This window comes from Paraburkholderia sp. 2C, assembly GCF_054589215.1.
In genome coordinates this window covers 98863-111427 of the sequence record NZ_BAAILL010000017.1, presented here as the reverse complement: position 1 = coordinate 111427, position 12565 = coordinate 98863, and the positions used below count along the sequence as shown (strand labels likewise).

13 protein-coding genes and 1 pseudogene are annotated in these 12565 nt (G+C 61.9%); 9 read left to right on the top strand and 5 right to left on the bottom strand.

Translation table 11 applies throughout. The features are described 5' to 3' along the window. Nucleotides 1-65: 65 nt before the first annotated feature. Entirely contained in the window at nucleotides 66-356 is a 291-nt protein-coding gene (locus ACYPXD_RS05065) for a PAAR domain-containing protein (protein WP_459708168.1), read from the top strand. 79 nt (nucleotides 357-435) lie between these two features. On the opposite strand, the gene ACYPXD_RS05060 is transcribed toward ACYPXD_RS05065, so the two are convergent. From ACYPXD_RS05060 to ACYPXD_RS05040, 5 genes are all read right to left on the bottom strand, one after another. Then, the gene (locus ACYPXD_RS05060) at nucleotides 436-951 is read right to left on the bottom strand and encodes a metal-dependent hydrolase (RefSeq protein WP_459708167.1); all 516 of its coding nucleotides are present in this window, start codon (nucleotides 949-951) and stop codon (nucleotides 436-438) included. A 10-nt stretch (nucleotides 952-961) separates the two neighbouring features. Next, nucleotides 962-1297 (bottom strand): sugar ABC transporter ATPase, encoded by a 336-nt coding sequence (locus ACYPXD_RS05055; protein ID WP_459708166.1) that lies wholly within the window; start codon nucleotides 1295-1297, stop codon nucleotides 962-964. Nucleotides 1298-1522: 225 nt separating this feature from the next. Continuing rightward, nucleotides 1523-2674, bottom strand: coding sequence for a porin (locus tag ACYPXD_RS05050; protein WP_459708164.1), 1152 nt, complete (start codon nucleotides 2672-2674; stop codon nucleotides 1523-1525). Between the two features lie 664 nt (nucleotides 2675-3338). After that, nucleotides 3339-3767 carry an HIT family protein gene (locus ACYPXD_RS05045; protein WP_459708162.1) on the bottom strand — a complete coding sequence of 143 codons (429 nt, stop codon included), beginning with the start codon at nucleotides 3765-3767 and terminating at the stop codon, nucleotides 3339-3341. A gap of 235 nt (nucleotides 3768-4002) precedes the next feature. Continuing rightward, a complete protein-coding gene (locus tag ACYPXD_RS05040) occupies nucleotides 4003-4446 on the bottom strand; it encodes a hypothetical protein (RefSeq protein WP_459708160.1) in 444 nt (147 codons plus the stop codon). 305 nt (nucleotides 4447-4751) lie between these two features. Between ACYPXD_RS05040 and ACYPXD_RS05035 the strand changes: the two genes are divergently transcribed. The 8 genes and pseudogenes from ACYPXD_RS05035 to ACYPXD_RS05000 all read left to right on the top strand — a co-directional run bounded on the left by ACYPXD_RS05035 (nucleotide 4752) and on the right by ACYPXD_RS05000 (nucleotide 12483). Then, a complete protein-coding gene (locus ACYPXD_RS05035) occupies nucleotides 4752-5408 on the top strand; it encodes a CDP-alcohol phosphatidyltransferase family protein (RefSeq protein ID WP_459708158.1) in 657 nt (218 codons plus the stop codon). Beyond that, nucleotides 5405-6241 carry a HalD/BesD family halogenase gene (locus ACYPXD_RS05030; protein WP_459708156.1) on the top strand — a complete coding sequence of 279 codons (837 nt, stop codon included), beginning with the start codon at nucleotides 5405-5407 and terminating at the stop codon, nucleotides 6239-6241. Before ACYPXD_RS05035 ends, ACYPXD_RS05030 begins: the two co-directional genes overlap by 4 nt. Further along, nucleotides 6238-7242: a flippase-like domain-containing protein gene (locus ACYPXD_RS05025; protein ID WP_459708154.1), complete on the top strand. Its 1005-nt coding sequence runs from the start codon at nucleotides 6238-6240 to the stop codon at nucleotides 7240-7242. Before ACYPXD_RS05030 ends, ACYPXD_RS05025 begins: the two co-directional genes overlap by 4 nt. Nucleotides 7243-7274: 32 nt before the next feature. Then, nucleotides 7275-8039 carry a phosphocholine cytidylyltransferase family protein gene (locus ACYPXD_RS05020; protein ID WP_459708152.1) on the top strand — a complete coding sequence of 255 codons (765 nt, stop codon included), beginning with the start codon at nucleotides 7275-7277 and terminating at the stop codon, nucleotides 8037-8039. 173 nt (nucleotides 8040-8212) lie between these two features. Continuing rightward, a complete protein-coding gene (locus ACYPXD_RS05015; RefSeq protein WP_459708150.1) occupies nucleotides 8213-9616 on the top strand; it encodes an MFS transporter in 1404 nt (467 codons plus the stop codon). A 56-nt stretch (nucleotides 9617-9672) separates the two neighbouring features. Next, nucleotides 9673-10083: pseudogene (locus tag ACYPXD_RS05010) on the top strand (aminotransferase class III-fold pyridoxal phosphate-dependent enzyme); the annotation flags it as partial. Between the two features lie 240 nt (nucleotides 10084-10323). Beyond that, nucleotides 10324-12054 (top strand): gamma-glutamyltransferase, encoded by a 1731-nt coding sequence (gene ggt, locus ACYPXD_RS05005; RefSeq protein WP_459708148.1) that lies wholly within the window; start codon nucleotides 10324-10326, stop codon nucleotides 12052-12054. Between the two features lie 27 nt (nucleotides 12055-12081). Next, the gene (locus tag ACYPXD_RS05000; RefSeq protein WP_459708146.1) at nucleotides 12082-12483 is read left to right on the top strand and encodes a VOC family protein; all 402 of its coding nucleotides are present in this window, start codon (nucleotides 12082-12084) and stop codon (nucleotides 12481-12483) included. The last annotated feature ends 82 nt before the right edge of the window (nucleotides 12484-12565 follow it).

The window sequence follows — 12565 nt, the reverse complement described above, 5'->3', positions numbered from 1 at the left end:
CCGCGTCGCGACTGCCGACTTCATGATTTGATCGTTAACCGGTCACCAACAACAGCGAGAACACCATGACCCTCCGCCACGACATCTGCCATGGCGACACCACCACAGCTGGTGGCCGCGTATCCGCGACTTCGAAACGTGACATGCTCCGGAACCGCGCCGTCGCTTACGAGGGCGACCCGGTCCACTGCCCGAAATGCAATGCTACGGGCCGGATTGTTTGCGCCGGAGGAGGTGCCCGAGATCAAGGTCCGGACGGCCGGAAGTCGGCGCTTAGCGGCGATTGGTGCGTATGCGATTGTGTCGAGCATCCGCGGTTAATTGCATCGCAAGATCGCTCAGGACCACGTCCATAAGGCGTGGAAAGGGCGCGGATATCAGGTGCAGCGCCAAAGCGTCGCACAACGAATCGCAACGCAAGCGGGGCAAAAATCATTAACCCACTCCCAGTCCCCTCAACCAGTGTTCCGCATGCCACCCATGCAGCCACAAACGCGTCACGACAAACCACGCACCCATCCAGGCCGCCCCAACCACCAATAAGTCACACCTTCCGCTGTTCCACCAGTTCAACGAATGCCGCGTAGCGATCCACGGCACGCCGAGCGGGTTCGGCCAATCGGCGAGCAGATGCATGACACCACCGCACGCAAATCCGAACAACGCAGCGGCAAGCGGGCCGTGTCCAAGCCAGTGATACGCAGCGGCCAATAGCGCAGTCCATGCGGCACCCCAGTGCGTCGCCGTGCGATGCGTGATCCACAGTCTGCGTGTGCGCGACCACCACGCCACTTCAAGCCAATCCGGCGCCGTGCTACCGGCCACGCCTGCGGCAAACGCAATTGCAATCCACACATGATGCGGTCCACCCGCACCCGAATGAGCAACGATCGCCGCGGCGACCACCCCCGCGGCCCACCCGGTCGCATGATGCGCAGCACGTGAAGCCATGCAGCTGCGATTACGTCGTGCACCGCGCGATCGCGTACCGCAGTTCCTCTTCAGGCGGATCGTCCGACGTCCCGCGCGTGACCTTCACCACCGATCCGCCGCGCGACGGCGTCAGCGTAATGAAATACGATCCGTTCGACGACGATCCCACCGTGAGTTCAGTCGAACCGTTGTTCTTCGACGTATGCACGCGTGACAGCCGGCTATCGAGGCAACGCGCAATATCCGACGTCTGGCGAGCGGAGGACACATAGACCATCGTGCCGGAGCCCGCGCCCTCGGGTCCGCGAGACGAACCGCAGGCCGCCACGAACGCGAGCGGTGCGAGTAGAAGAAGTTTTTTCATCATGGGCTCGTTTGAATATAGGTGCCGACGCGATTGTCACACGCATCGAAGCGCGGCGAAAAGACGGTTTACATTCAGTAACCGGTCTGCCGCATCGACACAAAAAAACGCGCGCGTCGTCAAGACGCGCGCGTTCATCGGTGCAGCGCAGTGTATCGCTGCCCTATTTCAAACCGCCTTCAAACCGCCTTCAGGCCGCCCTTGCCAAGCGCGGCATCAAGCTCGTTAGAAGCGGTGACGCAGACCCACCGCAGCCGCCACCTGGTTGCCCGTCGACGACGGCTCCAGCGTGTTGATCGTCGCGACGTTCGCACCGAAATCGCCGAGCTGGCCCGATGCGTGCGAGTACACGCCTTCGATATACACGTCGGTACGCTTGCTCAGCGAGTAGTCGGTCGTCAGCGACACCGTATGCCACTTCGGATCGCCGTTGTTCGCCGTGCCCGTCACCTTGCCGTCCGTGAACGTGTACGCAGCCGCGAGGCTCAACGCCGGCGTCAGCGCGTAGCGGCCGTTGACTTCGTAGTTGTCCATATGCAGGTTCATGCCCGTCACGCCCGGCAGCACGAAGCCGCCCGAGTTGATGCCTTGCACGCCGTCCAGTTGCGTATGCGTATAGACGAAGTTTGCCGTAGCCGGACCGTACGTGTAGCCGATACCCGCGCCATACGTGCGCTGCTGGTTCGATGCGATGTTCGCGTTGCCGTTCTGCACCGAGATCGCGCCCGTCACATTGGAGCCCGCGTTGTTCAGTTGCAAGTACGACGCAGCGATGTTCAACGGACCGTTGTTATACGACGCGCCCGCGCTCCATGCACGATTCTGCGAGAACTGGCCAGCCTGATTCGAGAAGCCATACAGGCCGCCGAACGTCAGGCCGTAGTAGTTCGCGCTCGTGTACTTCACCGAGTTCTGAACCGAGAACGAGTTGTCGAGGTTGTCGTTATCGAACGGGTGGGCCGCGAGGTTGTTGCCGTAGCCGCCGCCCGCTGCCGACAGCGGGGCGAGGAAGTCGACCATCGAGTCATATTGGCGACCGAGCGTAACCGTACCGTACTGGTTGCTCTGCAAACCAACGAATGCCTGACGGTTGAACAGGTTGTTGCTCTGCGTGAACTGGCCGTTGTTCAGGTTGAAGCCGCTTTCCAACGTGAAGATCGCATGCAGACCGCCGCCGAGATCTTCGTTGCCCTTCAAGCCGAAATACGTGTTCGACACGCTGCCGCTGGCTTCCTGCCAGTTGCTATGGCCCCGCTGGTTGTTCGAGTAGACGAGACCGGCGTCCAGCGTGCCGTACAGCGTCACGCTACTTTGTGCATATACGGCCGGCGCGATGAACGCGCCCATGATGCTCGCAACGAAAAGGCTTTTTTTCATGGTTTGTAAACTCCGAGACAGTGCGTAGAGAATCGCGTTGAAACTGTGCATACCGCCGATCCGCGCGGCCGCCAGACGATCCGAAGCGAAGTTTATTCTGATTATTCCAAGCCCTAACTGCATATCGCGCAACAATTCGTTCCGGAATTCGGAATAGCGCCATTAATCGTCGTAAGTACGTTTAAACAAAGGGAAAATCGTGTGGAGCAGTGGCGATTGACACGCGTGTCAATACTGAGCTTGTTGCTCAGGCGCGACGTGCCGTGCTTTCGCGAAAGATGAGTAAGAGTTCGACAATCGGAAAGCCGTCACTTTATTCGTGTGGTTTTTGGCAAAGAACTTTTCCACCTTATGCAGTCGCCGTTAGAGCAGTATGCGCATACAATTAAGGTGCCCCTTGACCAAGGGTGGTCTTTTTTATCTGTACTTTCTTACGCGGCTTTCGGGCCGCGTTTTTTTGCCGATCACATTTCAATTATTTCATTATTGGTATTTATTGCGGATATGACCGATTCGATGCGAAATAAACGATTCGTATCGGAAAGCGCAATAAAGGGCAATCGACAGTAAATACGGCGGGTCATTGTCAGGGACATTTCAGCATCGCGCGGGCGCTAAAGGTTCCCTAAGCGCCTCCAACGGTTTAAGCGCCCCGCAGGCATCCTTAATCGTCTTGCGGCATCGCGGCCTTGATCCGGTCGGCAAGCTCGCGCAGCTGCGTCATATCGGCGGCCTGAGCCGCATGCAATTTCAGTTCGAGCCCCGCGTGACGCGGAATCACATGAAAGTGCACGTGCGGTACGGTTTGCCCGGCCGCGCTGCCGTTCAACTGCGCGATCATGACACCCGGCGGATTGAGCGCAGCCTGCACCGCGCGTGCAACCTTTTGCGTCGTGCGCATGCAAGCGGCCGCGCCTTCCGCGGACAGTTCGAATACTTCAGCAACGGGTTCCTTCGTGAGGATCAGCACGTGCCCATCGGCCTGCGGCATGATATCCATCAGCGCGACCGTGGCGTCGTCTTCGTACACGCGCAGTGAAGGCAACTCGCCGCGCAGAATGCGGGCGAAAGGATTCTGCGGATCGTATTCCATCAGTCGGCCTCGGCAGTGAAGAGCGGTGGAGAAAGGGGCGCGACGATTCTAGCGCTTGCACGGTTTGTGCGCGGCGCAAAAAATTCCGTTTGCCGGCCGAGGCTTAGCGCTCGTGTGCGCAGGTTCTCCACACTGTTATTCAACGAAGCTGTGGACAACGTGGGCGGGTCGGCGCACTGCAGGGCTCAGCGAGGCTCGATCTGACGAACGCTTCTATCCGGCGTACGAAGATCGCCTATTTGCGCTTGCAGAAGATCGCCGTGATATGCGGGCCGACGTGGTGCACGATCGCGGTGCTGCCCGCTTCGGTGACAACGGCCTGTACCTTGTCGGTATTGCCGAACACCACTGCACCGTATGCCGACTTCGCCAGCGGCTCGCCCTTGCCGCGTTTAAAAAGCGGATCGTCCTGCTCATAGCCGACCACCGCGAAGACGCTGAATCCGAATGCCGTGAGCCGCTCGCCACGCGCCGGCTGAAACGCATTGATCGAATTGCTTTCGACGCGCATTGGCTCCGGATCGATCAGTTGCTGGTCCGCGAGGTCGCCGATGAAGCGGTGCGCGGACTCGCCGCAAGCCAGGGCCGCATCGAGTTCGGCCGCGCGTGAAACATGCGGTGCGGCTGCCGTGACGGCGGCAATAAGCGCCGCGAAAAAGAGACTGAAGGTGCGTTTCATGTTTTTGGTCGAATGCACGCGGTACGCGCCGCATTGTGTGGGTTCGCCAGCCGACGTCTGGCGGAGCCGGCGCAATACTCAACGCCATGTGAGGTCACCCGACAATTTCACAACAACCCGGCAAGAAAGCCGGCACTTTAGCCGCCTTTGTCAATTCCTGCTTGCGATGCTGGGCGGTCGTTCCAGCCGAAACCAACAGAATGAAGACAAATGCGCGCATGAAACTTCATTCCCGTATATATTGCCGGGTTATGACATCGAAAGAACCCCTATCAGCGGCGCCTAAAAACGTTCCGCCGCCCAGAATGTGGGACGCCAAATTGGCGCGACGGCTGATCATGCCGCTCGTCAACACTCGCGTGACACCGAACCATCTCACCACCATCCGGCTGCTGATCGGCCTTGCCGGCGCGCTTTGTCTCGCGCGCGGCGGTTACGGGTGGACCAATCTCGGTGCGTTCTTCATCATCCTGTCCAACTTCGTCGATCACACTGATGGCGAGCTGGCCCGCGTCAGCGGCAAATCGAGCCGTATCGGTCATTTTTACGACCTCGCGTCGGACGCACTGGTGACCGTGCTGCTGTTCGGCGGCATCGGCTACGGCGTGCACGCGGCGAACGTGCAGAGCTGGATCGGCGTCAGCGTGCCGCCGTTCCTGCTCGGTTGCGTCGCGGGCGTTGCGGTTGCGCTGATCTTTTTCCTGCGCATGCGCATCGAGGAAATGGAAGGCAAGGCCGGCACCAGGCAGGCATCGGTCGGCGGCTTCGAAACGGAAGACGTGCTGTATCTGCTGCCGCTTGTCACGTTGTTTGGCGGTGTCACGCCGTTTCTGATCGCCGCATCGATCGGCGCGCCGCTCTTTGCCGCTTGGGTCGTGGTCGATCACCGGCGCGTCGTGCGTCGCAGCCGTCCGCTGATGGAAGCCAAGCAGGAAGCCAGTCAGATGTGGGTTAGCCGATGAGCACGTCAGCCGAACGACCGTACCTCGCAATGCAAGCTTCATCTCTCGCTGCCGGCTCGCCGCCGGCAGCGGCCGTTCCGGACCCGGATCAATCGGTCGCAAGCCGTGTGCGCGCATTCGACAATCCGCAGTTGCGCAAACAGTTCGCTGATCAGGGCTCGTTTCTGTATCTCGACGAATTTCTCGCGCCCGAGGTGACCGCGCAACTCATCGCGAGCGCGCGCGGGCTGCTCGGCGAGGTCAACCGCAACTATTTGCCGGGCCACAAGCAGGGCGGCAGCGTCAGCCGTCACACGATCGACCGGCTTGCGCCGTTTATCGCCGATTTATACCGGTCGAAGGAACTGATCGGCTGGCTCGAGCAACTGACCGGCGACAAGCTGCTCGTCTCGCCCGACGACGACCCGCATGCCTATGCGCTCTATTACTACACGCGCGCCGGCGACCATATCGGCTGGCACTACGACACGTCGTACTACGACGGCCGCCGCTACACGCTGCTGCTCGGCGTGATCGACGAGTCGTCGTGCCGTCTCGACTACGAACTGCACACGAAGAATCCCGACGTGGCCGACGTCCCCGGCTCGGTGCAGATTCCGCCCGGCGGCCTCGTGTTCTTCGACGGCGACACGCTGCGCCATCGCATCACGCCGGCCAAAGACAACGACATGCGCGTGTCGCTGACCTTCGAGTACGTGACCGATCCGAACATGCGCCCGTGGCGCCGCGTGATTTCGAACTTCAAGGACGCGATTGCCTATTTCGGTTTCCGCCAGGTATTTCGCCAGCTTGCCGGCGGCGGCAATAAGGGCAATAACGGAGGGCGCGCGTGACTCGGGCCGCCATGATCCTGCTGACGATCGGCGGCGCGCTGTTCGTCGCGCTGCTCGCCTGGCAGGGCTTCGGCTCCGTCGCATCGACGCTTTTGACGGCAGGCTGGGGCCTCGCGCTTGTCGCGGTCCTGCATCTGCTGCCGCTCGTGCTCGACGCGGGCGCGATTTCCGTGCTGTTCGACAAGCGCCGCGATCGGGTCACTGAACGCGATGCGGTGTTTGCGCGCTGGATCGGCGAATCGGTGAACAGCCTGTTGCCGGCCGGCCAGATCGGCGGCCCCGTGATGATGGTGCGCCAGCTCGCGCAGCGTGGCATGCCGATGCGCGACGCGGCCGCCGCGATCACCGTCAGCACGACCTTGCAGGCCATCGCGCAGCTCGTTTTCGCGATGCTCGGCCTGCTTCTGTTCGGCGCATTCGCGTCGCACGGCGCGTTCCATAACCTCGAGACGGCCGCGACCATCGCGACGGCGGTGCTTGGCGCGATGGTGGCCGGCTTCTATCTGGCGCAACGGCGCGGTCTTTTCGGCCGGGCGCTGCGTGCGATGTCGAAGGTATTCGGCAAGCGCGACTGGTCGTCGCTGACGATGCGCGCCGACGCCGTCGATGCGGCTGTGCAGGCGTTGTACAGCGAGCGCCGCCGCGTCGTCGCGAGCTTTATGCTGAGCCTGGCCGGCTGGATGGTCGGCACCGCGGAAGTGTGGCTCGCGCTGCGCTATCTCGGCCACCCGGTCGACTGGGTCGATGCGCTGCTGCTCGAAAGCATCGGTCAGGCCATTCGCGGCGCCGCATTTGCGATTCCCGGCTCGCTCGGCGTTCAGGAGGGCGGCTATCTGCTGCTTGCGCCGCTCGTCGGCCTGCCGCCCGAAGCGGCGCTCGCGCTGTCGCTTTCGAAGCGTGCACGCGAGTTGCTGCTTGGTCTGCCGGGGCTGCTCTACCTGCATTTCAGCGAAAGAAGCTGGCAACGGCGGCGTACCACGCGCGTGCCGGCCACCGATTGATTCACCCGAAAACCGAAACAGAAGGACCGCGAATGCGCGCCATCATTCTTGCCGCGGGCCTCGGCCTGCGTCTTCAGCAACAGCCCGGCGAACAATACCCGAAGTGCCTGCTGCGCTTTGACGGCATGACGCTGCTCGAGCGTCATCTGCAGATGCTCGATGCGGCAGGCGTGCATGAAGTCGTGCTCGCGCTCGGCTTTCAGCCCGAATCGGTGGAAGCGGAGTTGAAGCGGATCGGCTGGCATCGGCCCGTCGAAATCATGCTGAACCCACGCTACGACCTCGGCAGCGTGCTGACCGTGCACACGGTCGCCGATGCGCTGACGCGCGGCGGCGACGTGCTGCTGATGGATGCGGACGTGCTGTACGACGAGCGCATCCTGGCCCCGCTCGTGGCAGGCCAGCACGCGAACCGCCTGCTGATCGACCGCGACTTCGAAACCGGCGACGAGCCGGTGAAGCTGTGCCTGAAAGACGGCGTGCCGGTCGAATTGCGCAAGCAGGTTGCGGCCAATCTGACGTATGACACGATCGGTGAATCGATCGGTTTCTTCCGTCTGCGTGAAGAGACGGCCAGGCGTTTTGCGGAGATCGTCGCGGGCTATATCGATAGCGGCCGCGCCAACCTGCCGCACGAAGAAGCGGTGCGCGATCTGCTGCTCGAACGCAGCCATGTGTTCGAAACGGCCGATGTGACCGGCGCACCGTGGATCGAAATCGACTTCCCGAATGACGTCGAGCGCGCGGCCGCCGAGATCCTGCCGGTGCTTCAGCCGCTGGTCGGCGCATCGCGCTAAGCGCTTCGCCGCGGTCAGCGCCGTAATTGGCGCCGTAATTGGCGTCGCAATTTGCGCCGCAATCAGCCTCACTCGGCGGCGTAACCAGCATGTCGTTTCTGCCGCGGTATCGTAACCGCTAATCGTACGGTTAAGCGGTCGCGATACCGCGGCGTCCATTTTCAAGCCCTTGCATGCCGCTTGCATTAGGCGCCTTTATTGTTCCTTTGATCGTCGCCTGCGCGATGTTCATGGAGAACGTGGACTCGACGGTCATCGTCACCTCGCTGCCGGTGATTGCGCGCGATTTCGGCAGTGACCCGATCACGCTGAAACTCGCGGTCACGAGCTACGTGATCGGCCTGGGCGTCTTTATTCCGATCTGCGGCTGGGTGGCCGACCGCTTCGGCTCTCGCACCGTGTTTCGCACGGCGATCGGCATTTTCGTCGTCGGCTCGTTGATGTGCGCCGCTTCGACTTCGCTTGCCACCCTCGTTGCCGCACGTTTCGTGCAAGGTGTCGGCGGCGCGCTGATGGTGCCGGTGGGGCGCATCATCATCTTCCGCTCGATGCCGAAGTCGGAGTTCATCCGCGCGGTCAACTATCTGACGGTGCCCGCGCTGCTCGGGCCCGTGGTCGGACCGCCGATCGGCGGCTTCATCACGACCTATCTGCACTGGCGGCTGATTTTCTTCGTCAACGTGCCGATCGGGATTCTCGGCATCTGGCTCACCAACCGGCATATCCAGAACCTGCGCGAACCGCATCCGGGCCGGCTCGACTGGTTCGGCTTCCTGCTGTCGGCAAGCGGCGCCGCATTGCTGATGCTCGGGCTTTCGCTGATCGGCACCGGGCTCGTGTCCGACAGCGCGACGTTCGCAATGTGCGCGCTCGGCGCCGCGCTGCTGTTCGTCTATTGGTTCTATGCAAGCCGTGTCGAATCGCCGGTGCTCGATCTCAAGCTGCTGCGCATTCCGTCGTTTCATGCGAGCGTGGTGGGCGGATCGCTGTTTCGCGTCGGCTTGGGCGCGGTGCCGTTCCTATTGCCGCTTGCGTTGCAGGAAGGACTTGGCATGACCGCGTTCAAGTCCGGATCGATTACCTGCGCGTCGGCCTTCGGCGCGATCTTTATGAAGACGATCGCGTCGCGCGTGCTCGCACGCTTCGGCTTCCGAACGGTGCTGATCTATAACGCGGCGTTCGCGGGCTGCGCGATCGCGGTCTACGGGCTCTTCTTTCCGGGCACGCCGCATTGGCTCATCTGGTGCATCGTGCTGGTCGGCGGCATTTTTCCTTCGCTGCAGTTCACATCGCTGAACTCGCTTGCGTACGCGGACATTCCGAGCCGCGACGTAGGTCGCGCGACCGGCGTGTCGAGCGTGATCCAGCAACTGTCGCTCGGGCTCGGCGTGACGATCGCCGGCATCGTGCTGCAGATTTCGCATGTGCTGCAAGGCCACCAGGCGATCGTGTGGTCTGATTTCTGGCCGGCTTTTCTCGTGGTCGGACTCTTCTCCTGCGCGTCGATTCCCGTGACCGCGCGTCTTCCGCACGGCAGCGGTGACGAACTCGCACGCGGCAAGCGCGGCAGCGTTTAACGTCGCGTCGGCGGGGCGAGGTCCGGTTGACGTTGCTCGCAGGCGCGACCGTGCCCCCGATCTGCGCGGCCGCGGCACTCGCCAACCTCAATATTCTCGAGCGCGAAAACATCACGGAACAGGCCGTGCAAACCGGCGCCTATCTGCGCGAGCAGATGCATGCGGCATTCGATGCGCATCCGCTCGTCGGCGAAGTGCGCGGGGCAGGCATGCTTGCTGCACTCGAATTTATGGCCGACAAGGACGGACGCCGGCCGTTCGATCCCGTGTTGAAGGTCGGGCCGCGCGTGTCGGCCGCCGCGTTCCAGCGCGGCCTGATTGCGCGCGCCATGCCGCATGGCGACATGCTCGGCTTTGCGCCGCCGCGCGTCGCGACGCGCGCGGACGTCGATGAGATCGTGCGTCTCACGAAGTCCGCCGTCGATGAAGTGGCGGAACAGGTGCTGAACTCGAAGGCCGCGGCCTGAGGTTGCTGCCGAACGTTGCTGCTGAGCGTTGCTACTGAGCGTTGCTGCTGAGCGTTGCTGCTGAGCGTTACTGCCTGAGCGTTACTGCCTGAGCGTCGCCGGTCGCTGCGCCGCACCGCCGCATGCGCGATAAACGCCTGCGGCGGGGTTCGCAATGGCGCTTTAGCATGTTATAAGCCCATGACAGACTTTCTTACGAACTTTTGAGTATCGTGTCATTCGTGTCGTGGAGGACAGCCAATGCAGGCCAACAATAAAACGAAACGCTCCATCGCGAGCCTGGCGTTTGCCGGGCTCGGGTCCATTTCGGCGGGCTTTCTCGAAGCGACGCCGGTCTATGCAAGGGCGCCTGCCGGCCAGCCCGCCGTGCTTTCAGCGTCGGCGATTGCGGTCGCCGATAAATACAGCGCCGATGCCGCGCAGCAGATCTTCAAGGAAGGCGGCAACGCGGTCGATGCCGCGGTCGCCATTGCATTTACGCTTGCCGTGACTTATCCCGAAGCCGGCAATATCGGCGGCGGCGGCTTTATGACGCTGTATGTGAACGGCAAGCCGTACTTCATCGACTATCGCGAGCGCGCGCCGCTGGCCGCGACGCGCAACATGTACCTCGACGATCAGGGCGAGGTGATCAAGGGCAAAAGCCTGGTCGGTTATTACGCGGCCGGTGTGCCGGGCACGGTGGCCGGCATGGGGGAAGCGCAGCATCGTTTCGGCCGTTTGACATGGAAGCAGGTGCTCGCGCCCGCCATCAAATATGCGCGCGATGGTTTTGTCGTCGACGAGCAGTTGATGCAGCGGCGCGACAATGCCGCCAAAGGCTTCGAGGGCAAGACCAACTTCGATACCTATTTTGGCGGCATGAAAGCGGGCGAGACGTTCAAGCAGCCCGACCTTGCCGCGGTGCTCACGCGTATCGCGAATAAGGGTGCCAAAGAGTTCTATCACGGCAAGACCGCCGATCAGATCGCGGCGTCGATGCGCGGGCATGGGCTCATCACGAAGCGCGACCTGCACGATTACCGGGCCGTATGGCGCCAGCCGATCGAGGCGAAGTGGAACGGCTATGAGGTCATCACGGCGCCGCCGCCGAGTTCCGGTGGTATCGGCCTCGTGCAATTGCTCAACATGAAGGCGGACCTCAAGCAGGATTTCAACGGCGTCGATCTGAATTCTCCGCAATACATTCACCTGCTGGCGGAGATCGAAAAGCGCGTATTTGCAGATCGCGCGCAGTATCTCGGCGATCCCGACTTTTACAAGGTGCCGGTTGCGCAACTGACCGACGATGCGTATCTGGCGAAGCGCGCGGCCGAAGTGAATCCGAATGCGCCGTCCGATACGAAGAGCGTGGTGGCGGGGCTCGGCACCTCGATGCCGGAAAAGGCGGAAACGACGCACTTCTCGGTGGTCGACAAGTGGGGCAACGCGGTGTCGAATACGTATACGCTCAACGGCTACTTCGGTTCGGGCGTCGTCGTGCAAGGCACCGGCATCATCCTCAACGACGAAATGGATGACTTCGCATCGAAGCCGGGTGTGCCGAATATGTTCGGCGTGGTGGGCAGCGACGCGAATTCGATCGAGCCGAAGAAGCGCCCGCTCTCGTCGATGACGCCGACCATTCTCACGAAGGACGGCAAGGTGTCGCTCGTGATCGGCACGCCCGGAGGCTCACGCATCTTCACAACGATTTTCCAGGTGGTCAACAACGTGTACGATTTCAACATGCCGTTGAAGGACGCCGTTGCCGCGATGCGTTTTCATCATCAGCTGCTGCCGCCGAATACGATCTTCTGGGAACCGTATGCGCCGATCGACGGCGATCTTGCGAAGCAGGTCGAAGCAAAGGGCTACGTGCTGAAAGCGCAGAGCTTCAACGGCGATGTGCAGGCAATCAAGATCAACGGCGATACGCCGGAGCCGATGTCGGACCCGCGCGGACGCGGTGTGACGCGCGTGATCCAGTAGCAGGAGCAGGCTGGATGGAGGAGCGCGATGTCCAGAAGCCCGAAGCATCCCACGCCACTGGCTGAGCAGCAGGCGCCGCGCATCGAATCCATCAATGCCGTCACGCTCGGCACGCGCGATATGGCGCGTGCCGTGCAGTTTTACGCCGCGCTCGGCTTTCCATTCGCCTATGGCGGCTCCGACGCGGCCTTTACGTCATACGCATTCGGGGGCTCGCATTTGAACCTCATTGCGGAAACGCATGGGCCGATCAACTGGTGGGGGCGCGTGGTCATCCACGTGTCCGACGTCGATGCGCTCTATCGGCGCGCGCTCGCCGCAGGTCTCTCGCCGGAAAGCGCGCCCGCCGACGCCACGTGGGGTGAGCGATATTTCCATATCCGCGACCCCGACGGCCATCAACTGAGCTTCGCGAAACGGCTACGGTAAACTCTTCGGACGCCCCTTCGATTACATCGCGCTGTCAGGTAACAAAGTTGACATTTGGCGCTTCGATAATCGATCTTTTGGC